This window comes from Rhodococcus sp. NPDC059179 (assembly GCF_042754885.1).
Classification (GTDB): Bacteria; Actinomycetota; Actinomycetes; order Mycobacteriales; family Mycobacteriaceae; genus Rhodococcus_G.
On sequence record NZ_JBHZBV010000016.1, the window covers coordinates 1 to 21,312 of the forward strand.

Genomic DNA, 21,312 nt, shown 5'->3' on the forward strand with positions numbered 1-21,312 from the left:
GCCAGGAAGCCTGCGGGTTTCAGCCTTCTAACTTCCAACAGTTACAACTGTGAAAACCTTAAATGGCGAAGGAGGCGTCGACGCTCCTCAGTGTTACAACGTTATAACTGTCAGCCGTCCAGCTACTTAACCATCTAGACGTTCCAACCTCTAAAAGTTTAAACATCTGGCCGTTCGGCCGTTCTGAGATTCAAACCGGACACCGTTTCACCGCTTGTCCATTACGGTATTTCAGGGCTAGATTCAGGTTCGTGACGAACATTCTGGTATGCCATTCCCGCAAGGGCGGCGTGGGGAAGTCCACGATCGCGTACGAGCTGGCGTATGTGCTCGACGCTCCGCTGATTGACCTGGAGCATGACGGCGGATCCGTCACACGAAAGTGGGGGTACCGGCCCGAAGATCGCTCAAGGTCCCTGCTCCTCGACGCTATAGCCAACGGACGCACCCCACGACCACTGAAGGGCTTCAACAAGGCCAAACTCGTACCAGGTCATCCCGACCTGTACGACAGCCAGCCCAGCGAAGAGCAGATGGCACAGGCACTACTCCAGTGGGCTGACGACTGGAAGACCGACTGGATCGTCGTCGACACGCACCCCGGAGCCACCCCACACGGGCACGGCGCCTTGTCGGTCGCCAACGTGGTCATCGCCCCCACCCCGCTACGCACGTCGGACCTCGACGCCACAGAGCAGCTGGTCAACGAGATGTCGGACTACCCGGTCGTGATCGTTCCAACTTTCGTCCCGGTCTTTCCGCCGAAGGCGGAGATCGAAAGGCTGCGGAGCATCATCGACGGGACTCCCGTGCAGGTCGGGCCACTAGTCCCTCATGCGCTGGCCGTGGGAACTCGCAAGAAGCGCATGGCCATCACGTCCGAAGATCCGCCGGCCAAGGCCCTTCAGCCGGTAGCTGACGCGATGGTCGCGATCGCGGACTTCGTGAAGGAGTACACCAATGACTAGTGGTCTTGACGCCCTGGACGACAGACGCAACAAGGGATCCAAGCCTGGTGGAGGACGGAATATGCCCCCACCCAAGCACGGGCCGCGGAGCAAGCCGGTGTCGGTCACCGCACCCGCGACCGAGGTCGAGCGCACAGAGGAACCGCAGGTCACCATCGACGTAGCGACGGATCCAGCCCCGGTCGCCGCCGCGGCCGCACCCGCCGCTCCCCCGGCTCCGCAAGCGCCTGCACAGGCAGCGCCCTCCAAACCGAGCACTGCGACGTCCCGTCAGGATGACCTGACGGCGCGGACGATCTATCTCGACGATGACAACGACGACTTCCTCGAGGAGGCCAAGCGCTCCGGCCGCAGGGAGAAGCCGCGGGTGGACGCCACCCGATCCGCCGTGGTGCGACTTGCTTTGGCCAGGCTGCGTGACCAGATGACTCCTGAGCAGGTCGTCCGCGAACTCGCTGCTAGGGCAGCCCCGCATGTTGGGACAGGCCGCCGCCGGCTCTAAGTCGCCGGGGGCTCGAGTTCGGTCCCCAATCACCGAGTGCCCCGCAATCTCGTCAGGACTACCGGACGGGGAGCGGGGCACTTGTCATTTCGCCATCTTGACATCACACCTTCTTGCAGTTCTAACGTTATAATGGTTCACTGCCTAGCCATCTTGCGGTTATAACATCATAATGGTACAGCGTCTCGATGGGTTCTCAGTTACGATCGTCGAGACTGCGAGTTGAACACCTGCACCCATGGCACCTACGCCTACGGGCCTTTCGAGAGCACTGCAGGAACTCCCGGCGACGGGAACGGCACGTCACCAGCACATTCGCGCGAGATCGCACGAGAAACCCATCGGACGACGTCAGCAGCCCGGCGCCTACGCCTAACGCCACGCACGCGCACCACACCACAGCCACCGCCCCGCCCAGGTCGACCCGATTCCCATCCCGCTCTCAGACAAGAGTGGGGACGAGAAGGAAGGTCCCGGCGGGCCGAGAAATGAGAGAGGACCGCGAACGATGTTGCGACCCAAGCCCGACGGAAGATCCGACTACCCCCGACCGGCGCCCACCACAGACGACAGGGGAGCGGTCTTCTGGAGCGCGGTGGCCATCACCACTGTCATCTGCATTGCGTCGTTCGTCCTGAGTTTCGTCGCTCTGGCGGATCTCCTGATGCAAACAGGCCAGCCCAAGAACCTGAGCTACCTGTTCCCGGTCATGATCGACGGCACGATCCTCATGTCCACCATCGCCCTGGTCCACCTTTCCGGCGACGATGACCGAAAGAAGGACCGCACATTCTTCTGGTTCGTGCTCGTCATCGGAGCCAGCGTGAGCATCGCCGGAAACGCCTTGCACGCCTACATCAGTCACGCGCCCGGATTCGATCCTCGTCTCGCCGCTGTCATCTCGGCAATCCCGCCGATCGCTCTGCTCGCTGCGTCCCACGGCATGACCATTCTCGCCCGCCGGCCGAAGGCGATCGCCGCAGCGGTGGGTCAGCCTGCGGCTTCGCCGCGGCCCGCTGAGTCACCCCGGGCCGTGGCCATCGCTGCCACCGCGCCCGACATCAGCGAAGTGGAAGCGCCGGAGCCCGTGGGGGAGGGGAGTATCCAGCCCGAATCGGCGCATTCTGACGTCCCCGCCTCCTGGGTCGATGATGAGCTCACCGCAGCCATCGCTACCAGATCTGCAGAGTCTGGCGATACTCCACTGACCTTCATGAACGACGACGAGCGACGCGAGTACGCCGTGCGGCAGTACGCCAGTGGCATCAAGCCGCCCGTCATCGCGAAGGACCTCGGATACGCCCCATCGACCGTCTACCGATGGATCTCAGAAGCCCGAAAGACCCGACCGCTCGTACCCCAGGCAGTCAGCTAGGCCGCAGCGAATGTCCGACACGCCCACTCCACAACGAATGTCCGACACTGATTGGGTGCGGCGGTAGGGTCCGATCTTGATAACAGCTGGCCGGGTGGAAGGAGCTGAACAGTGACCGTGGTCAAGGAAGAACGCCCCTATAGGCGACTCGATCCCGAGAGCGCCCTCACCGTCTCACCGAAGCGCAGCGTGCGCCTGCCGGAGACCGTTGATCGGCAGCTCGCTGTACTGGCGGAACAGACAGGGAAGACGCCTTCTTTCCTGATCCGAGAAGCAGTAGCCGCGTACATCTCCGACGAAGAGAGGCGAGCCAGCTAGGCCCTGAAACCAAGTCCAGAAAAGACTTGAGCCCCCGGCGGTAACCGAGGGCTCAAGTTGAGGAAGACCAACCCGAATCACGCGAGACCCGAATCGACCGTCCCACCCAACAGGGGACAAAACATTGTCTGGTCGACATTCTAACAGGGCGCCGCGTGATCCGGTCTACACGTCACGCCCAAATCACCGGCGTGGCGAGTCCGGTCATCCTCCTTACCCAGAGGAGACACACCATGTCCGCCACGACCCACCCAATCACCCCTCTCCACGAGCAGTGGAGGCACGCTTTCTCCCGCTACGGCCTACGCCAGGACCGCACACGACTGACCCACACGGCCGCGCACATCGCCTGGACGATCTTCGGCTACTCCAACCCTGAGACCGGCATGACCAGGCCCCTGTCCTACGCCGAGCTGCGCGAGGCAGCGTGGGCCTCACGCACCTCACTCGTCGCCGCGCTGCGCGCACTCGAGGACGACGGCTGGATCAAGCGGTTCGGCGCCCACGAGCAGCTCAACTCCTACGTCCTCACCGTCCCCGCGCAGGTTGTGGATAACTTCGTGACCAGTGGCTCCGCCGACGACGCACCCGGTCTGGAATCTGCACCGACCCCGACAGCACAGAAGGCAGTCAGCAGCCAGTCGATCGCGGATTCTGCGCCCAGCCCGGTGCAGAATTTGGACCACGAGAAAAGCTTCTCTTCTCCTTCAAATATCTCTCTCGTTGAATCATCGACGGGGGAAGGTCCGACTGCCCGCGTCCCGCTGCCGCGGGACTGGCAGCCGAACCACACCCACGTCGTCACCGCCGCAAGCAAGGGCATCGACCTCGAGGACGCCCATGTCTCGTTTGCGGCCGAGTACTCCGGTAAGACCAGGACCAGCCCCGACGGCTGGGACAAGGCATTCGGATTCTGGCTCAAGAGCGGGTACGAGACGTATCTCGCCGCCGAGCTGGCCCGCACACAGCTCCCCAAGCCCGCCCCAGCAGCCGCGTCACGGCACCGGCGCGAGGATTCGCGGGTTAGGACCGTCATCGGCGTTCTTCGCTCCGTGGGAGTCGAAATCGGAGCAAGTGTTAGGGATCGAGCGGGGGAGCTGCTCACCGCTGGAGTGCCTGTCAACGAGATTTCCAGCATCATCGAGGACGAGCTGTCGAAATCCCTGCTCAGCGCATAGGAGGTATCCCGTGTCTGATCTGGCTGACAACGCTCGAGCATGGGTGACCGAGCAACTGCGGTTCCCTCAACGAGCACCACAGACCACCGCGGTGCTCGACTGGACCGAAGTCTCCACCGCAACCCAATCCGCGATAGCCGGCCTCTCCCGCAGTGATCAACCCATCGACCCGGACTCACTGACCGCGCACCCAACCCTGTGGCAGAAAATCACCGGCCACCACAACGGATTGACCCACGCCCAGCGCGACGAGATCCAACGCGCCCGCAGAGCCTTGAACTGGCCACTACACGAGGAAGGACCCGAGGCCCGCCTAAGCGCCATCGCTGAGGCCACAGCAGCCCGAATCACCCGGAACCCCGCGTGGTGGCACCCCATGCTCGACACCCACCGCTCGGTGCTCGGACTTCACATCGAGGTCCAGGCCCTCGCCGTAGGAGCCCACGAACTGATGACCCTGCGAGACCAGATCCCGGCCATGCCAGTCGCCAGCGATCCCACGCTGGCCCGCGCCCGCACGGAGTGGGAACACCGCCAGGTCATCTTCGCGCAGGCCGAGGCCGCGCTCATCGACCGGGTGGCCGCACTGCGCGCCTACGAAGATGCACTCGGCCACGTCGAGACCAGCCTCGACAACCTCGACACCGTCACCCGGTTGGCTGCAGATCGCCATGACGTCGAACGCCTCGAACGCCTAACACTCGGCGCGGAATACGCATCCGAGTACCTCAACCGCCAACCCATTGAAGTCGAGGACGTCCGCGCGGCGTTCGACGTGCGTGTCGCCTACCTCGACAGCCTCATCCCCGAGCCCCACCATCTCCGCGCCTAACACCCGCCGCGGGATCAAGCAGGAACGAACAGAACCCGGCGCAACAGGGGGGATGGCGCGCCGGGTTCTGTTCTGCTTCAAGGGCTGTGCCCCCAGCAGCGGCGCACACAGGGGGGATGGCGCGCCGCGCAACCAACACGCTAGTTGAATTCTGATCTATCTCGGGGCGCTCAGTGGCGCATGTCACGAGCTCGACAGAGGTCGCTCTCGAGGGGCTGGTCGTGAAGAACAGGTGCTGCCGCGCCGCCGCTGCGCGACGCCTTGCCCCCGAATGTGATGGGTGACCCGAGGCGGGGGCGACGAACAATCGGGAATGGCTGAGGCCTGGCGACCAGGCGAAGATCTACCGGGGTGGTGGGGGAGAGGGAAACGAGTGAACTCCTACGATTCCGCAGAGCAGGGATCGGACGACCTAACCGCGAACGGATAGCGACCGTCCAGGGCCCGGGTGCGCAGCACCTGGCCCGCACCGAGGGGGAGGGACTGATATGACGGACCATCACGCACAGGAGCCGGAAGCAGATCCGGAAATCGACTATGTCGAAATGGATTTGGACCCGGAAGCGCATCTACTGTGCGCGGCCCTATGGTCTCGCGACGAGGAGACTCTGCGATTCCTGTTCACACACATGCGGGAAGACGACTTCGAGAACCCCTTCTACAAGCCGATCTTCGCAGTGATCGGCGACGCACTCACAGCCGGTCAGCCGCACGACCCCACGATCGTCGCGGCCAGCTTCACCCAGGCGGGGCGGGAAAAGGTCCCTTCCGCAGTTCACAATGCCCTGCGCACTGTCCTGACGCTGGGGAGCTCGACCGGCTCGGTGGGGCACTATGCGGCCAGCGTCGTAGCCGCCAGCTACCGCCGCAGCTACTTCCGCCTCGCGGCCGCCGTGCAGCTCGCGGCCGAAGAGGCATCCGAGGGCGAGCTGTTCCCGATCCTGGTCGCGCACGGAACGCGGCAGCGCGAAGAACTCCACCGGCTCAACACCATCCGCAACGGCCCGGCCAAGGACCGCCGCGAGGATTAGTCGCGGGAAATGGGGGGGCCTCAGTGACGCCACCACCGACGGGACGAGCAGCAATGATCCATCAGACCGAGGCCGCCCGCCGCATCTACTTCGCTACGCGGGCGGCCTTTTCCCTGTCCACGTAGTTGTAGATTCCCTTCACGCTGAGGTCGTACATGCTCTGCAGCTCGGCAATCTTGTACTTGCCAGACTGGTGCCGATCGAACAGCTCGCTCTGCTTCTCGGGGGAGAGTTTGAGCACGCGACCCCGGTACTTTCCCTCAGCCTTTGCCTTGGCGACGCCGCCCGAGGTCCGCAAGCGGATCAGCCCGGAATCGAACTCGGCGAACGTTCTGCCGAGCATGTCGAACACCTTCCGCCCGACCGGGTCCCCGATGTCGTACGTATGTCCGTCGAACGACAGCTGCACGCCCCGGTCCTCGAGTTCGGTGACCGTGTGGCTCAGATCGGCCACCGACCAGGCGAGACGCTCCAGCTTCGTGACGACCAGGATGTCGCCGGCCGACAACCCAGCGAGCGCGGCAGGCAACCCCACGCGTTCACGATCCGTGCCGGTCAACCCGTGATCGACGAAGATCCGGTCCGCCGGCACCCCGAGCTCGACGAGTGCCGCACGCTGTTCGCGTTCGTCATCGCCCTCGGCGGCGCATCGCGCGTATCCAGCGAACATGCCTACAGGATATCCAAATAGCCAGGTTTTCAAATACAACACTCGAAGGGAGGGTGTCCGGCTCGACGAGAAGGGGGCCGCCACCGCCTCGGCTGAGGTGATGGCGGCCCCTGCGAGGCGCGCCTTTTACCGGACGATGACCCAGCTACTGACGCCCTTGTTGAGATTCGGGGTCTTCGCGCTGACCAGCGAGACACCGGATCCGGTGAACAGTTCGATGCTGGTCGGCCGGCCGTCGACCTGCACCCAGCGAGTCTGCGAATTCAGGCCGGTCAGCGCCTCGACCTCCACCGAAGTGACGCAGCCCGGGTTAGCGAGCTGGCCCTGCGGCAGGAAGTGGAACGTGAGGAACCCGGGCCGGGCCGGGCTGGTCTCGAGGTGCATGGGAATCGTGCCCGAGCACGCACCGCTGTTCGAGAACGTCCAGATATCCGGCCCCATGCTGACCCACTGCAAGGGCACGTCGGCCGATGCCGCCGGGGCCGCGCCCACAGCAAGGCCAGTCGCGATACCGACCGCTGCGGCCGCGGTACCGATCGTGCGGGCGGTGTTCATGGTGAATGGCATTGGCCGATTCCTCCCCTGTGAGAACGTCCCCCCTGGACGTTTCAGCGACCTACCATACAGAGAGCTCTCGTCGGGCCGCCAAATGGCGAGATTTCCCCGGACGCGTGAAGTAGCCACGGCCACAACGAGATCACGGCGCCGCAGCGTGCACAGGGCTCCGGCATCTCGCACTCGTCGCGACGGAACCTCAGTTGAACTCGAGCGAAGCGGTCTGATTCCATCCGCCATGAACTGCTAAGCGATCCTGATCCTTATTGGGATCGGGTGACCGGGCGCCATGTTTCCGTCGCCTGCCCGGTGGTCGGAGTCGAGGTAGCCAGTAGTCAGGTGTCACACCCGACCCAACATGAGATCGGTCGGTCATCATGGTGAGGTGACATCTGAATCGGACGACTTCGTGGCCGCTGAGCTGCCGGACGGACCGCCGTGGCCGGTGGATTTCCTGGCGGACCTGCATGCCGGGCTGTATCCGGATGATCCCGACCTTCTGGCCCGCGTCTATGCGGATCCCGACGCGGTTCAGGTTCTCGAGGCGTTAGAGCGCGTCGCTGACGAGTTGCGCCGATACGGCAGGGTGTCCCGCGGCGAAGAGTAAACACCTTGGTCAGTAGTGGGTGGACGGCATGGAGAATGCGAGCGCGAAGACAACGCCGTAGAACACCACGATCAGCACGAAAAACACCACCCACAGGAGCAGGGAGATCTTGCCGAGCGACTTGGCCCGGTCGGAGGCGTACTTCGCACCGGCGAAGTCTCCAGACGCCCACAACGGGTAGACGCGGGAAGAGTGGTTGAACGCGGCGAAGGCCAGCGGCCAGAAGAAGATCAGGGCGGCCGCGGCCCAGCCCGCGTTGGTGGCGGGCAGCGTCGGCGTGGCGACGTAGTCAGGGGCGGTGACGCCAGTGGCGGAGTAGGTGGTCGCCTGGTTCGGGTACATCGAGTCTCCTTGGGGTGGTGCCGATTCCGCGGTTTCGCGGTCTTAAAGGTTGGATGCACCCGGGGTCGTGAAAGGTTCCCGCCCAGGCGAGAATTCGCGATCACGGCGACGGAAACGACTGTGGCCCCCGCAGGTGCGGGGGCCACAGTCGGCGACAACGCGGTGCCTGGGGTCAGGCGGCGTCCTGGTCGGCCTTCTCGAAGATCAGATACTGCGCGGAAATCTGCTGGTCGACGTCCTTCTTATTGTCGAGCCCGGATGCCTCACCGACGTAGCGGCCGTTGACGACCATGCAGTAGTCCGCCGTTCCCTGGACGGTGTCCTTGGTGACGCACGTGGCGTCAGACAGGCCCTGCGGGGAGGGAGCGGTGGTGAAGCCCTGGGAGGTGAGGTCGTTGGTGAACTCCTCGGCGATCTTCTGGGCGCCGGCGTCGTCCTTGGCGCGGTAGACGGTCGTCTTGGCGACCGCGTTGTGCTCGGATCCGGTCTCGCTCAGAACCTTGTAGGTCAGCGGCGGGTTTGTCGAGCGGTGCGACATGCCGCGCGGGCCGTAGGCGGCCAAGTCGTCGCCGAGCTGGGTCTGGGCGTCTTCCTCGGGGATCGCGTAGATGAGGACCTTGTCCTGGTCGACCATCGGGAATTCAGCGGACTTCCCGCCGTTCTGTTCCTTGGTCGGCTGAGCGGGGAACTTGTCGATCAGCGCCCCCTGCAGGCCCACCGCCTTCGCGACGGCCTTGGCGGTCCAGTCCTTCTGGTCGGCCGGGGCCTTCGCCCAGGTGTAGAGCAGGTAGTCGCCGTGCGGGGTGAGCGCGTTGACCGACACCTCCGGTCCGGCCTTGAAGCTGTTCCCTCGGGTCGAGACCAGGGTGTTGGGCAGCACGTCGATGGTCTCCGCGGTTGCGATCCCGGCGCCGTCATCGACGGTGGTGAGCTCGGTCTGTATCTCGCGGGCGGCCTTGGCGGCGGCCTCGGGGTTGTTGAACCGCATCACCGCGTTGACCACGGACCGGGATTCGTCGGTGACGTTGGGGGTGTTGGTGGCGGCAGTGGTGACGTAGCCGTAGAGCATCTGGTTGTTGTGGGCGATATCGCCGGCGTTGCCGCTGATAACGACGCCGAGGTTCTTGCCGCTACGCATCACCATCGTCGGCATCTTTGTCGATGTCAGTTCCGGGTCGATCTCAAACGGGACGACGGTGAACTCCGCCAGGCGCTGGCCCTCGACCTCGATGATGTTGTCCTTGGTGGCCCGCTCGAATTCGGGGGCCGGGCTGGTCGGATAGCTGCCGGTGTCGAGGGCGGCCGCGTCGACCGCCGGCGCGGCGTCGCCACCGGACTTGGCTGTCGGCTCACCGTCACCGGTGCTGCTGCATCCGGCGAGCAGCACGCCCGCACACAGCACGGCCGCGGCCCGCGGCACCCACTTCGTCGTTCGCACCATCATGGTCCTTTCGTCGTCTCCCCCCGCTCGCATGCCGGGCAATGCCCGGGTTGCGGCGGTGATGTCACATGGTGTGATGCGCCGACACCCGGTGAAGGTTCCCACCGCCCACGCAAACGTGTTCCACCTCACATCGAGGCGGGTGGGTGGTTGACCTGCACGACACGGCATCAGCGGGGCCGCGTTAGGGTCTGACCGCAGCGGCGATAGGTCCGGAGCTACGGGGGAGGGGGATCGTGGACGACGCAACACCGCAGGCCAACGCCTCAGGCGACTCGAGCCCACGGCAACGCGCCGAGGTCCTTCTGTCCTCGATCACCGGGAAGATCCTGCGCCCGTTCGGGTATGACGCGCTCAGCGATCTCGCCGTGCAGCGGGCTTCCGCCGACGACCAGACCCGGTCGGTCGTGGTCGTCGGGGAGGTCAAGCGCGGCAAGAGCTCACTGGTCAACGCGTTGGTGGGGTGGCGGGACGCGTCCCCGGTCGGGGTGGACGTGACGACCTCGACAACGATCGCGCTCGGTGAGGCCACGGACGAGGCGCCCGGCGGCACCGCGCAGCTGCTGTTCCCGGACCGCACCGAACAGATCCGCCACGACGAGCTCGCCGACTGGGTGTCCTGCGAAGGCGTTCACGTGATCGACCCGCGTATCGAGGAGCTGCCGACCCGGGCGATCGTCCCCGTGGCCGGCAGCCGCCTCGGCGGTGTCGCGGTGATCGACACCCCCGGTGTCGGCGGCCTCGACCCCGCCTACGCGGCGCTGGCGACGGCGTCCGCCTCGCAGGCGTGCGTGCTGGTGATCGTGTGCGACGCGAGCACCCCGATCACCGCCCCGGAGATGGCGTTCATCCGCGAAACCGGATCCGCCATGGAGGCGCTCATCGTCGTGGTCACCAAGACCGACAAGAACGTGCGCCGCTGGAAACCGATCGTCGAGGAGAACCGGGCCCTGCTGCGCACACACCTCGGCCGCGAGGTGCCGGTGCTCGGGGTCTCGAGCCTGCGGGCGGTCGTCGCCGCCGAGATGCCCGCCGGCCCGGAACGTGACCGCACCGAGGACCGCTCCGGGATCACCGCGCTTCGGGCGATGATCCACGCGAAACTAGATGTTGCCGAGGACCTTCCGGCCGCGAACGGGTTGCGCACCGCGGCCCAGGGACTGCGGACCCTCGAAGCGGACCTGGCCACGCAGATCGACGCGATCACCAACAGCGCCCAGGTCATCCCGGATCTGACCGCGCAGCTCGAGGAACTGCAGAACCTCAAGGATCACTCCCAGCAGTGGGAGCAGTACCTGGCGCGGGATCTGACGCTGATCCGGCAGAACGCCACCGACGAGCTCGACCGCCGCCTCGATGCGATCCGAGAAACGTGGACCTCCCGAATCAACAAGAACGGGATGGCCGTGCTGCGGAAGAATCCGCAGCACTTCACCGCGGAAATGGAAAAGGAATTCCAGGCCGCGATGGCAGGGTCGCTGACGGTGTTCCTCGAACAGCTCTACACCCAGATCGTCAAGCCCCGCTTCGACTCCGAAGTCGTGTGGGACGAGATCTACCAGCAGGTCGTCGCGACCCTGTCGAACCGCAAACTCGAAACCCACCAGGTCGCCGGCAAACGCCAAGGGCTGCTCGACCCGTCGATGCTGACGATGGGTGTGATGGGCTCGTCCATGCTCGGCGGCCTGATCGGTGTCACCACCGTGATCGGTGTCGGCGCGGTCGTCGGTGTCGCCTGGGTGGGATTCAACTTGGGGTTCAAGGCGATGCGTGCGGGGAAGACGAACCTGCTTGCCTGGCAGCGCGAGACCATCGCCACCACCAAGACCACCACCGGGCGCATGCTCGAATCGACTCTCGCGCTGGCCCGCCCGGAGATCGTCATCCGCTACCGCGACCACCTCAAGACCTCGATCGAGCACCTGCAGAAGCAGATCAAGGACGCCGAGGACATCGCCCGCACCGACAAGGCGACCCGGGAGAAGAAGCTCGGGCGGCTCGAAGGCAACCGGAAGGTAGTCAGCGGCAACATCGCCCGCGCCGAAGAGCTGATCACCGAACTGACCGCGACGCCGGCCGCATCCGGTGGTGGCGCCCGGTGACCACGTTCACGCCGCCACCGGATCCGGTCCGCGCAGCCCTCGACCGTGCCCTGCACGCCCTCGCCGCGCTCGGTCCCGAGCTGGCAGGGCACGCCAACCGCATCGGGGCGATCCTGTGGTCGCCGCCGCGGATCGTGATCGTCGGCCGCCTCAAGGCCGGCAAGTCCACACTGGTCAACGCGCTGATCGGGGCGCCGGTCGCAGAGACCGCCGCGCTCGAGGCCACCAACGTCGTGGCCGTCTACCAAGACGGGGCACCGGCCCGGGCCGAGGTCGTCCTGCTCGACGGCACCCGGCGCCCGGTCGAGACCGTCCGAGGACAGATCACCGCACTGAGCACCCCGCCCGAGGAGATCGGGTACCTGCACCGGTGGCTGCCCTCGGCCGCGATCCGCGACTACACCCTCGTCGACACCCCCGGACTGGCGACGCTGACCGCGGAGAACGAGGCCCGCACCCGCCGAGTGCTGATCGACGGGTTCGCTCAGACCCGCACTGCGTCCGTCGACGCCGACGCCGCTGTGTTTCTTTTCGACTCGACGCCGCGGGCCGACGAGATGGCGTTCTTGGCCCAGCTCGGGTTCACCCCGCTCACCACGCTCGGGGTGCTCTCGCGGGCAGATGGATTCGGTGAAGGTGCCCTCGGGTTGCGCAATCCGCTCGAGCACGCCGCCGAGCACGCGGCCACCCTGGCTGCCCAGTTGCGTGGCACCGTGATGACGGTGCTGCCGATCGCCGGTCTGCTCGCCGAAACCTCCCACACCGGCGCGCTGACCGAGAACGATGCCCGCGCGCTGGCCGCATTGGACGGGATCGAGGCGTTCGATCTGATCGACCTGCTCGACTCCGACGGCCCGGCCGCGGTGCCGCCGCAAGTCCGTGGTCGCCTCGTCGATCTCCTCGGCGAGTACGGGATGATCCACGGCCGCACCATCGCCGCCCGTGGCGCCGCCGCCCTGAACGAGTGGCTCGTCGCGAACTCCGGTGTGCCGCAGTTACGTGGTGTCCTCGCACACCACCTGGGCGCCTTCGCCGGGATTCACCGCGCGAGCCGCATCATCGGCGAACTCGACCAGCTCGCCTACACCCACCCCGCGCGCGACCAGATCCGAGGGATCGCGGACCAGCTGCGATCAGATCCCGCCCTGCACACCGTGGTCCTGTTCGAGCACCTCAAGGCGATGCTCGACGCAGACCCTGCCTCCCCGGTCACCGCCGAGCTGCGGCGTCTGGTCGAACACCCCGCCGCGGCCGGCAAACTCGGCCTACCACCGGATGCCGCCGTCGACGCCCTCCGCGCCCAGGCACAGCAGAAACTCTCCTGGGCGCACATGCAGGCGCTTTCGACGATGACCGCAGCCGAAGACGCCGCACTGGTCGTCCTCATCCGCACCTACAACCTGCTCGCCCGCTGACGATGCGTGAGTCGATCAGATTGCGCTCGAGGCTCTTCCTCGACTAAAGAGATGAAGGGATGTCGATGACCAAGAAGGTGGTTGCGCTGGTCGCGCTCGCTACTGCAGCAACGCTTACTGCTGGCTGCTCGTCGGACACGACACCGAGCAGCGCGCTACCCGAGGGGGTTTCACGGGTCGTGAACGGATTCGAGTGCTACGCCCCTGACTTGCAGGCAGTTACGACCCTGGTCGTTCTGAGCGGGGAAGATCACGATAATCCACTATTGACCGGTGTGGTGGTTGTCTCGGCTGCATCGGTGAAGACTCCAGGCCCGCTTCCCGACGGCGCCAAGGGGTCCGACTATGTGACCGCCGTTCGCTTTTACGAGGAAGGCCCAGAAGACCCTCCAATGCAGGTGGCGACCTTCGCAGTCGCCAGCCCCACCTACGGAGACAGCTGGTACGCCTACACGATCAACGACGTCGCCCGGAAGTACTTCGCGAAAGCTGCTGGGAAAGGCCGCGAGGATACCCAGGCGGCGGCGATCGCATGCCTCGACAGGTAGCGGTGACGATCAACGATCGGATCCGGATCCGGCAGCAGACCGTTGTTGACGGCCTCCAGTGCGCCCAGTCCCGTCGAGCGCAGGTTGTCCTGTTCGCTCAAGGTCGTCAGAACGGCCGACCGCGGACGCGCCAGTGCCCCCCCGAAAATCCTCCCGGCGCAGCCGGGAACCTTTTGCTGTCGGCGTGCATCTAACTGTTCGACCCGCCGTTTTTGTGTCACTTGGAAGGACCGATCAACTATGCGCCTGTGCCGTGTGTGCCAGTGCCCATCCCTGACCTCAACTCGGGGTGACGTGAAGGGCGGCTGCTGATGTCGTCGCGTGAGTGGGTGCTCGGCATCGACTTCGGCACCTCGAACACCGCGGCCGCGCACACCGGGCCGGTGTCCGGGTCGGTCGAGGCGCTGCAGCTCAGCCACAACCGGACCACGATGTCGTCGGCGGTATTCGTCGAGTCACCGGATCGGATCGAGGTCGGTGACGTGGCCACCGACCGGGCCGAAACGAACCCGGCCGCGTTCATGCCGTCCCCGAAGCGAGTCGTCGCCCAAGGCATCGTCAACGTCAACGGCTACGACCTCCCGGCGTCGGTCCCGGTCGCGGCGGTGCTCGAATCGGTGATGGACCGCGCCACAAGCGCGCACGGCGGGATGGCGCCGTCGGAGCTGGTGCTCACCCACCCGGAAGCCTGGTCGCCACGCGAAATCCAGGTGCTGCTCGACGCCGCCGCCAAACTCGGTCTCGATGCCTCGAAGATCAAGACCGTCTCCGAGCCGCGGGCCGCGGCGCACTACTACTCGCGGGTCAAGACCCTCGCTCCCGGCACGAGGATCGCGGTGTTCGACTTCGGTGGCGGCACACTCGACATCGCCGTCCTCGAGGCCAACGAACACGGCACCTTCGACGTTGTCGCCGCGCGCGGCGACAATGGCCTCGGCGGCAAGAACTTCGACGCGTTCATCCGCCGATGGGTCGACCAGCAGCTCGAGGACCGCGACCCCGACCTGCTCAACTACCTGCGGACGCAGGCGCCGATGGATGTCCGCTACGCCCTCGACGATTCGATCCGCCGCGCCAAGGAACTGCTGTCCGAGGCTCCGTCGGCGACGATCACCGTCGCCGCAAACGGGCGGGCCGAGAAGTTCCAGATCACCCGCGAGGAGTTCGAGGAACTGATCGCCCCCGCACTCGACAAGGCGGTCAACCTGACCCGGGCAACGCTCACCGACGCCCACGTCAGCGACCCCAGCCAACTCGAGGCGCTGTATCTGACCGGTGGCAGCAGCAGGATCCCGGTAGTGCACGAGCGGCTCAAAGAACTCGGCCCGATCGCCACCCTCGACGACCCGAAGACCGTCGTCGCCCAAGGCGCCCTTGCTGCCGCGGCACCGATCGTCCGCGGCCTGGGCGCCGCCCCCACCCCGGCGCCTGCCGCTGCGCAGTATCCGATGTCGCCGCCCCCCGCCGCACCGTCGCGGCCCGCTGGGCAGCCGTGGGCGCCGCAGCACAGCGCGCCGGACCTGGCGCACGCCGGGTGGCAGCCCGCGGCGGCTGCGGACGGCAGTGCAGGGAGCAAGAAGAAGTGGGGGCTGATCGCGGCCGCGTCCGTCGTCGTTCTCGCCGTCGCCGCCACCGCCGGTGTCCTCGCGCTCAAGGGCGGCGGCGACACCCCACCAGAGACGACCGCCGCGGGCGGCGCCCAAAATGCCGCCGCCGCGCAGGAAGCCGACGCCGCGGCTTCGTCGGGTGGCAGCGGGGCGAGTGCGCCGCCGTCGACGAAGGATGCCGTGGTCGCGGCGCTCCCACCGGCGCTGCGCAGCGAACTCGATACCTGCAAGAGCGTCGGGGAAACCGAGAACGGTGGCATGAAACTGCAGTGCCCGATCAAGAAGGGCAGCACGCTCGCTGCCGGCACCTTCACGGGCGACTACGCGTCGGTCATCGTCTCGGTCGACACCCGCGAGGCGAAGAAGTCGGTCATCGGTCTCCGACAGGGATTCCAGAACAACACCGCCGTCGCCGACAACGAGCTCGTCGAGAACACCTCCCGCACCGCCGCCGCCCACATCGACGGCCCGTTCTCGGAGAACAACTACTCCCTCACCTACGCCAACGGTTCCACCGGCGTGATGGCATCCGCGACCACTCTGCAAGGCCTCGACGGCGCCAAGACGTTCCTGGCGCGGGCCGGCCTGATCAACTAGCGGACTCCGTCGCACTCGGGGGCTGAGCAGTCCACGAGTGCCCGCCCGAGAGAGGGACGGCCAAACCTGCACAGGTTCGGCCGTCCCTCTCTTTCTCGGTTCACTCCCGGCGCGTGCGGTATATCCGGTGGCGCCCATATGTCGTGTGAGCTGGTCTTTCATCGGTTGTGGGCCTGCGCGGGAAAGTTTTTGGAACTCGGTGGGAACCTTTCCGGCTGCTCGCCGCATCCAACTATCAACAAGCGAAACAGACACCGACAACAAACCTGGAGGACGAGACGATGAGCAAGGACGACCAGTACACCGAGGCTGATCTCGCCGAGTACGAGGCCGAGCTCACCGACATCGTCGCCGACCCCACCTTGGCAGCCGAGGAGAGGCTGGACGCGCTCTCCGACGCCGTCACCGAGGAAATCAACGAGATCGTCAACTCCACCACCACATCCACCACCGCCACCGCACCCGAGGAGACCACCGTGACCGACCTGAACCAGAAGCTCGACGACATCGACGCCACCCTCGACGACCTCAGCAGCATCGGCGGAGACACCACCGCTCCCGCAGGATCCGATGTGGTCGGTGACCCCGAGACCGCGTCCTACAGCACCACCACGACGACCTCCGAGACCACCGAGGTCGAGGGCGTGCCGGCCCAGCCGGCGCCGGCCACTGAGCCCACGCCCGAGGTAAACGCGACGATCGGCGTCAACGGCAACGTCGACTACTACTCGCCCCGCGACGTCGACCGGGACGGCAACGTCGACGTCATCCACTCCCGCGTCGACGGCGTCGACACCATCACCCACGTCGACGAGGACGGCGCCATCACCCTCGTCGAGCAGGACACCGACTTCAACGGCACCTACGAGAGCGCCACCGCCGCCCGCTCGGACGGCACCCTCCGGACCGCCGAGGACACCGACGACGACGGCGACGTCGACCTGGCCACCTACCACGACCAGGCCACCGGTGCGCCGGTCCGGCAGGACGTTGTCGACGGCGCCCGGATCACCGACAGCAAGTTCGACACCGATGGCGACGGCCAGCCGGACGTGCACCTGGTCGACAGCGACGGCAACGGACGCTTCGACGCCGTGGCCGTCGACACCGACGCCGACGGCGTCGTCAACGCCACCCTCGTCGACACCAACGGCGACGGCGCGTTCGACCTGGTCAGCTCCGACGACGACAACGACGGCACCCAGGAGTCGTACATGACCTCGAACGAAAACGGGGTCGGGTCGCTCGGCGACATCAGCACCTACGAGTCGCTGATCCCCGCCGACGACAGCTACCACACCCAGGCCGGCGCCGACAGCTACGAGCCGCCCGCCGCCGAGGTCCCCAGCGACATCGTCTAACCCACCCAAACCCCGTGTCAGCGAATCATCCACACTCCCGGGAGGATCCGACGATGGACGACCTCGAGCACGATCTGGCCTCCGCCGCCTGGTCCGGCGGCGAGCCCACCGCGGTGATCGACGAACCTACCGATCTCGACGAGCCCATCGCGGCCGGACCCGACCTGGTATCCGAGAGCGACGAGTACCCCGACCCGGCAACCCCCGACGACGGTGGAGTGGCGGGCACGGTGCTCGACGATCTCCCGGACCTCACCGAGCCCGACCCGCAACCCCAGACCGCAGGCGAACCGGTGGCCGCGGATCCCGCACTCGGGGATGACGACGGCATCCACGGAAACCCGGTCGCATGGACGCTCAACTGGTTCTACCAGCAGATCGACGGATACTGCGGGCCGTCCGCGGTCGCCCAGGTCGTCGCCCAGTACACGGGCGCGACCATCACCGACCCGCAGCAACTGGTCGACCGCGCCGTCGAACTCGGGTTGATGGGCGACCCCGCCGAGGGCATGTCCCTGCCGAACATCGAAGCCCTGCTCGAAGATCAGGGTGTCCCCGCCACGCTGACCGAGAGTTCCCTCGACGACCTCCGCCGGCGTCTCGACGGCGGATACGGGGTCATTGCGATGGTCGATGCAGGGGAAATTTGGCGCCCCGACCAGGAGATCGGCGAGGACAACACCCCCGATCACGTCCTCGTCGTCGCAGGGATCGACGACACCCGGGGCGTGGTCATCCTTTCCGACCCCGGCGTACCGTCCGGCAACCAACTCGAAATCCCGATCGACCAATTCGAGGAAGCGTGGGCCGACTCCGGCCACCAGATGCTGGTCACCGACGCCCCCGACGACGGACTGCTCGACGAGCAGAAGCCCGCCGCGGCGCCACCGATCGATCGGTCCGCCATCATCAAACTGTGATCGCCGCAGCGGCGAGAACAGGCAAAATGGTCACTACAGCCGCCATGGCACTCCAGCGGCTGACACACGAGAAACAACGAGGTGCGTGATGGACCACGACGAGCCCCTCTTCGCGGAATTGGGGGTGATGGGCACGATGCCCGCACTGCCTGACGACGTGTGGGAGCGTGCCCTGTCGACCGCGCTCGACCCGACCACCGCGGCAGTCGACCCCGATCTCGTGCCAGAAATGGACGATGACCCGGTCGTTCCCGAGGACGACGAGATCATCCTCTACGACGATGCCGACGACGTGCTCCTCGACAGCCCGGACGACCTGTCGGGCCCTCTCGACACCGACGACGACTTCGCGGTCGGCAGCGCTGGCGATGCGGCCCCCGACCTCGGAGCCGACGACCTCGAGACCGGCGCGTTCGAGCCCACCGTCGACGACGGCGACTTCGACAGCGACGGCGGGCTGGACCTGGGCGGCGACCTGTACTGAACCGGCCGGCGCTCAGACCATTCCACCGGGGCAGAAACCGACTTGGCGGAATGGTCACTGAAGGATGCCGCAGTGATGCCAGGTAGCATTCCCCGCGGCGGACAGGGGGATCCGCAAGAAATGCCGGGGGGAAGTAGATGGACGATGTGGAACTGGTGGCGGCCTGCCGTAACGGTGACCAGCACGCCTTCGCCGAACTCGTCGGCCGCTACCGCACCAACGCATGGCACGTGTGCCTGCAGATCACCGGCAACACCCACGACGCCGAAGACGCACTCCAAGACACCCTGACCGCGGCCTGGCAAAACCTGCCGAAGTTTCGCGGCGACGCCCGCTTCAGCACCTGGCTACACCGCATTGCAGCCAACGCCGCCCTCACACTCGTGCGCCGCCGCAAACCAACCGATACCCTCGACGACCCAGACGAGGACGGCAACACAATCGACCTCGTCGACGACACCGCCGCCTTCGACGATCGCCTCGCCGTCGTCGACGCCGTCCAATACGCGCTCAGCCAGCTCCCGGAAGACTTCCGCGTCGCGATCGTCCTCTCCGAGTTCGGCGATCTCCCGTACGCGGACATCGCCGAACACCAGCAGGTCAGCGTCGCCACCGTGAAAACCCGAATCCACCGGGCCCGCAAACAACTCGCGCACACCCTCGCACCTCTCGCACACGACTGATCGACCGAGATTTACCGCGATGTCGCAGGGCCGTCATCACGGCGGCGACGGCGCCGCCTTCGCGAACATCACCGTGCTTGGCTCCCATAGGCATGAGCAGCGCTGTCTCGCCTACGTATTCCCGTGGCCGCCGTCGTGCGTGCGAGCGCACCGCTGCACAACTCTGGACTCGTCCTAACGCGGCGTCGGCGTTGGCTGATCTCTCCGGCCTCGTCGACGCCGCGTCCAGCCACATCGCCCTACACCTGCGTGGGAAGCAGTTTCAATCTTTCTCCCTCGATGCGGGAACCTTTGTGCCCCAGCGTGAATCAAACTCTATGACACCAACGAACAGTTCTCTTCCGTCTGTTCCGCGGGGGACGCAGCGCAAACTGTCGGGCTTAGCTGCCCCAAGGCGGAACCCCGCGAGGTGTCGATTCGATCCGAACCCGGCTCAAACACCGATCGTCTGAAAGGACACCTAGCATGAACACCAAGCGCATCTTCCAGGTCGCGATCACCGCTACTGCGGCCGCAGGTATCGCCCTCGTTGGCGCCGGGGTCGCCAACGCCGTATTTCTGACGCCCCCCGCGTCCAAGGCTGCGTGCGAAGCGGTCCTGGTGGGCTTCAAGTACCCGCCGTCGGTCACACCCACCTACGCGAACCCTGACGACGTTCCCATGACCGCGGGGTTCTGGACCTACAGGTGCGAGAAGCTGAGCGACGGACGTTACAGCGTCGTCAAGAATCTCGCGTCGAACTGACGCTTCGAAGGCCTCCCATGTGTCGACGCTAACCGCCGCTGATCAGCGGAATCGCATGATTGACCAGCGGCGTGTCGGGTGCCCGGTTCCAGGTCGGCCCCACGCGGGGACGATCTCGCGAAGCTCTGACCGGACTGTCGGGTGTCGTCGACGGCTACGTGCCGGTCGAGCGGTCAGGGTGTCGCGGCGCATCGGTACGGTGCGCCGCGACCAGCGACCCTGGGTGTGGCCCACGGCCAGTTCATCACGGAGTCAGACGAAGTCGAGATTGCCGGGAACCTTTTCTAGGCCTTGCCGCATCCAACTATCAGTAACCCGGCGAGAACGACTTGCCACCCTACGAAAGGACCGTCACGCGATGAACACCCCGATCGACCCGCTGGGCATCGACCTGAGCGACCTCCTCGAGCAGCCGGGCACCACGACCGTGTCGTCGCAATCGCTCGACGCCGGAATCTCGACTTACGGCGGCATCCAGGCCAACTCGGGAGTCGAGATCTCCCTCGACCCGACCGGCGGCATCAGCGCTGTGGTCGAGGGCGGCATCGCCGCGGACGGCGGGTTCGACGCATACGGCAGCTATGACTCCGTCGACATCGCCACGAATAGCGACACCGGAACGACCGACGTGTCAATGGAATCCGTCGATGGCATCATCTCGGCAGACGCCGGCATCGAGGCAGGCGGAGGGATCGGCGTGAGCCTCAGCCCGGGTTACGGCGGGATCCCCGAACTCGAGATCGTCGCCGAGTCCGGCCTCGACGCATACAGCGACAACAGCATGGACGGAAGCTACGACACCACCGAGGTCCACCACCAGGACAGCAGCCTCGACCTCGGCTGACCCACGAGAGGGGCACAAGCCGACCAGGATTCGAAGAGTCGCCAGCCCGACCGTTAGACTGACCGCGCTGGTGACCTCCCCCGGACACCAGCCCCGTGCATGCTCTCTACGGAGGCCTGCACGCTCCATGTGCCCCGGCAATCCCCCCCGGATGCCGGGGCACATTCGTATCCAAAGCGGGTGGCCGG

The 21,312-nt window shown here is 66.0% G+C and carries 22 protein-coding genes; 18 read left to right on the forward strand and 4 right to left on the reverse strand.

The window, feature by feature from the left end; all coding sequences use genetic code 11:
- Nucleotides 1-251 precede the first annotated feature (251 nt).
- The 7 genes from ACFXMV_RS21405 to ACFXMV_RS21435 all read left to right on the forward strand — a co-directional run bounded on the left by ACFXMV_RS21405 (nt 252) and on the right by ACFXMV_RS21435 (nt 6,204).
- Nucleotides 252-968, forward strand: a complete 717-nt coding sequence (locus ACFXMV_RS21405) for a ParA family protein (protein WP_378503535.1) — start codon at nt 252-254, stop codon at nt 966-968.
- 61 nt (nt 969-1,029) lie between these two features.
- On the forward strand, nt 1,030-1,470 hold the full coding sequence (locus tag ACFXMV_RS21410; protein ID WP_378503536.1) for a hypothetical protein: 441 nt from the start codon (nt 1,030-1,032) through the stop codon (nt 1,468-1,470).
- Nucleotides 1,471-2,065: 595 nt separating this feature from the next.
- On the forward strand, nt 2,066-2,845 hold the full coding sequence (locus tag ACFXMV_RS21415; RefSeq protein WP_378503537.1) for a DUF2637 domain-containing protein: 780 nt from the start codon (nt 2,066-2,068) through the stop codon (nt 2,843-2,845).
- A 111-nt stretch (nt 2,846-2,956) separates the two neighbouring features.
- Nucleotides 2,957-3,163: a CopG family ribbon-helix-helix protein gene (locus tag ACFXMV_RS21420; RefSeq protein ID WP_378503538.1), complete on the forward strand. Its 207-nt coding sequence runs from the start codon at nt 2,957-2,959 to the stop codon at nt 3,161-3,163.
- A gap of 233 nt (nt 3,164-3,396) precedes the next feature.
- Nucleotides 3,397-4,341, forward strand: a complete 945-nt coding sequence (locus tag ACFXMV_RS21425; RefSeq protein ID WP_378503539.1) for a hypothetical protein — start codon at nt 3,397-3,399, stop codon at nt 4,339-4,341.
- Nucleotides 4,342-4,351: 10 nt separating this feature from the next.
- Nucleotides 4,352-5,173, forward strand: a complete 822-nt coding sequence (locus ACFXMV_RS21430) for a hypothetical protein (RefSeq protein WP_378503540.1) — start codon at nt 4,352-4,354, stop codon at nt 5,171-5,173.
- A gap of 488 nt (nt 5,174-5,661) precedes the next feature.
- Nucleotides 5,662-6,204, forward strand: coding sequence for a DnaB-like helicase N-terminal domain-containing protein (locus tag ACFXMV_RS21435; protein WP_378503541.1), 543 nt, complete (start codon nt 5,662-5,664; stop codon nt 6,202-6,204).
- Nucleotides 6,205-6,289: 85 nt separating this feature from the next.
- Here ACFXMV_RS21435 and ACFXMV_RS21440 read toward each other — a convergent pair whose 3' ends face one another.
- Nucleotides 6,290-6,874, reverse strand: a complete 585-nt coding sequence (locus ACFXMV_RS21440) for a recombinase family protein (protein ID WP_378503542.1) — start codon at nt 6,872-6,874, stop codon at nt 6,290-6,292.
- A 126-nt stretch (nt 6,875-7,000) separates the two neighbouring features.
- Nucleotides 7,001-7,441: a hypothetical protein gene (locus tag ACFXMV_RS21445; protein ID WP_378503543.1), complete on the reverse strand. Its 441-nt coding sequence runs from the start codon at nt 7,439-7,441 to the stop codon at nt 7,001-7,003.
- 373 nt (nt 7,442-7,814) lie between these two features.
- Between ACFXMV_RS21445 and ACFXMV_RS21450 the strand changes: the two genes are divergently transcribed.
- Entirely contained in the window at nt 7,815-8,036 is a 222-nt protein-coding gene (locus tag ACFXMV_RS21450; RefSeq protein WP_378503544.1) for a hypothetical protein, read from the forward strand.
- A gap of 9 nt (nt 8,037-8,045) precedes the next feature.
- Here the strand turns inward: ACFXMV_RS21450 and ACFXMV_RS21455 are convergent, their stop codons facing one another.
- Nucleotides 8,046-8,378: a CD225/dispanin family protein gene (locus ACFXMV_RS21455; protein WP_378503545.1), complete on the reverse strand. Its 333-nt coding sequence runs from the start codon at nt 8,376-8,378 to the stop codon at nt 8,046-8,048.
- 172 nt (nt 8,379-8,550) lie between these two features.
- Complete coding sequence (locus ACFXMV_RS21460) at nt 8,551-9,816, reverse strand: hypothetical protein (RefSeq protein ID WP_378503546.1); 1,266 nt, start codon at nt 9,814-9,816, stop codon at nt 8,551-8,553.
- A gap of 239 nt (nt 9,817-10,055) precedes the next feature.
- Here ACFXMV_RS21460 and ACFXMV_RS21465 point away from each other — a divergent pair, with 239 nt between their 5' ends.
- The 10 genes from ACFXMV_RS21465 to ACFXMV_RS21510 all read left to right on the forward strand — a co-directional run bounded on the left by ACFXMV_RS21465 (nt 10,056) and on the right by ACFXMV_RS21510 (nt 21,124).
- Nucleotides 10,056-11,921 (forward strand): dynamin family protein, encoded by a 1,866-nt coding sequence (locus ACFXMV_RS21465; protein ID WP_378503547.1) that lies wholly within the window; start codon nt 10,056-10,058, stop codon nt 11,919-11,921.
- Nucleotides 11,918-13,336 carry a GTPase gene (locus ACFXMV_RS21470; RefSeq protein WP_378503548.1) on the forward strand — a complete coding sequence of 473 codons (1,419 nt, stop codon included), beginning with the start codon at nt 11,918-11,920 and terminating at the stop codon, nt 13,334-13,336. Before ACFXMV_RS21465 ends, ACFXMV_RS21470 begins: the two co-directional genes overlap by 4 nt.
- Nucleotides 13,337-13,401: 65 nt before the next feature.
- Nucleotides 13,402-13,884, forward strand: coding sequence for a hypothetical protein (locus tag ACFXMV_RS21475; protein WP_378503549.1), 483 nt, complete (start codon nt 13,402-13,404; stop codon nt 13,882-13,884).
- 311 nt (nt 13,885-14,195) lie between these two features.
- A complete protein-coding gene (locus ACFXMV_RS21480; RefSeq protein ID WP_378503550.1) occupies nt 14,196-16,088 on the forward strand; it encodes an Hsp70 family protein in 1,893 nt (630 codons plus the stop codon).
- Between the two features lie 281 nt (nt 16,089-16,369).
- Nucleotides 16,370-17,449 carry a hypothetical protein gene (locus tag ACFXMV_RS21485; RefSeq protein ID WP_378503551.1) on the forward strand — a complete coding sequence of 360 codons (1,080 nt, stop codon included), beginning with the start codon at nt 16,370-16,372 and terminating at the stop codon, nt 17,447-17,449.
- A 53-nt stretch (nt 17,450-17,502) separates the two neighbouring features.
- On the forward strand, nt 17,503-18,369 hold the full coding sequence (locus ACFXMV_RS21490; RefSeq protein WP_378503552.1) for a C39 family peptidase: 867 nt from the start codon (nt 17,503-17,505) through the stop codon (nt 18,367-18,369).
- A gap of 88 nt (nt 18,370-18,457) precedes the next feature.
- On the forward strand, nt 18,458-18,853 hold the full coding sequence (locus ACFXMV_RS21495) for a hypothetical protein (protein ID WP_378503553.1): 396 nt from the start codon (nt 18,458-18,460) through the stop codon (nt 18,851-18,853).
- Between the two features lie 137 nt (nt 18,854-18,990).
- Nucleotides 18,991-19,536, forward strand: a complete 546-nt coding sequence (locus ACFXMV_RS21500; RefSeq protein WP_378503554.1) for an RNA polymerase sigma factor — start codon at nt 18,991-18,993, stop codon at nt 19,534-19,536.
- A gap of 465 nt (nt 19,537-20,001) precedes the next feature.
- Complete coding sequence (locus tag ACFXMV_RS21505) at nt 20,002-20,280, forward strand: hypothetical protein (RefSeq protein WP_378503555.1); 279 nt, start codon at nt 20,002-20,004, stop codon at nt 20,278-20,280.
- 358 nt (nt 20,281-20,638) lie between these two features.
- Nucleotides 20,639-21,124, forward strand: a complete 486-nt coding sequence (locus ACFXMV_RS21510) for a hypothetical protein (protein ID WP_378503556.1) — start codon at nt 20,639-20,641, stop codon at nt 21,122-21,124.
- Nucleotides 21,125-21,312: the final 188 nt, after the last annotated feature.